Raw genomic sequence first — 1,318 nt, forward strand, 5'->3', positions numbered from 1 at the left:
CGGGTCGCCGGCGCACGCGGCGAGCGCCACGGCGACGCCGCCGAGCGCGAGGGCGCGGACGAGCACGGTGCGGGTCCGCACGGTCGAGCCTCCCCCGGTGGGCGTCCTGGGCGTGTTCATGGTAAGCGCGACGCGCAGGTGCTCCGCGCCGCCACGCCCGGGGTCACGCGGTGGGCGCGACCGCGCCGGCGCGGCCCAGGGCGAGCGCCTGCTCCGCGACCGGGGCCGCGACCGCGGGGACGCCCTCGACGAGCCCGGTGCGGGTCCGGCGCTCCAGCAGGTCCTCGACCGTGAGCGCCCCCTCGGCCAGCACGCCGAACAGCAGCTCGGCGCCGGTCGTGGGGCAGCCGGGCGCCACCGGTCCGGCGAGCTCGGGGTGGCGCAGGGCCAGGGCGTGCACGTCGACCGCCTCGGTGCCGTACCGGCGCACGAGCCGCTGCGGTGCGCGCACCCGCGCCAGCACGTCGCGCGGTGCGGCGCCCACCAACGGCAGCGTCCGCGTCCGCCCGGCGACGTGGTGCCCGGTGCGGCGGCAGACGGCGTCGACGGCGTCCTCGGCCATCCGGCGGTAGGTCGTGAGCTTGCCGCCGGTGATGGTGACCGGACCGCCCGGCCGGTCGACGAGCAGGTGGCGGCGCGACAGGTCGGCGGTGGTCGCCCCGGCGCCGGCGACGAGGGGCCGCAGCCCGGCGTAGCGCCCGACGACGTCGTCGGCCGTGACGGGCACCGCCAGCGCCCGGTTCACGGTGCGCAGCAGGAACGCCTCGTCGTGCTCGGGGACGGCGGGGGCGCTCGGGTCCTCGCCCGGTGCCTCCTCGTCGGTCAGCCCGAGCAGCACCAGGCCGTCCGGCTGCGGGACGGCGAAGACGAACCGCCCGACGCGGCCTGGGACCGGCACGGCGACGACCGCCCGCGGCCAGCCGAGCGAGCCGGCCCGCAGCACCAGGTGCGACCCGCGGCTCGGCACCATCCGCAGGGTGGGCTCGTGCTCGCCGGCCCACACCCCGGTGGCGTTCACGACCGCGCCGCAGCGCACGTGCACGCGCTCCCCCGCGACCACCACGGTCAGCTCGTCCGGACCCACGTCCGCGGCAGCGGCGCGGGTCAGCACGTCGGCGCCGTGCGCGGCGGCGGTGCGCGCCAGCGCCACGACCAGGCGCGCGTCGTCCTCGAGCCGGCCGTCCCACGAGAGCACGCCGCCCCGCAGGCCGTCGGTCTGCAGGCACGGGGCGTGCACCAGGGCGTCCTGCGCGCTGATGCGGGTCGGCGCGGGCAGCAGGTCGGTGGGCGTGCGCGCGGCGCGGCGCAGCACGTCGGC

At 79.7% G+C, this 1,318-nt stretch carries 1 protein-coding gene; it reads right to left on the reverse strand.

Translation table 11 applies throughout. The features are described 5' to 3' along the window. Positions 1–163 precede the first annotated feature (163 nt). Positions 164–1,318 (reverse strand): glycerol-3-phosphate dehydrogenase/oxidase (locus tag ACYVKY_RS21795; protein WP_460437085.1); only part of this gene is annotated, 1,155 nt, incomplete at its 5' end.

This window comes from Angustibacter speluncae (assembly GCF_054777815.1).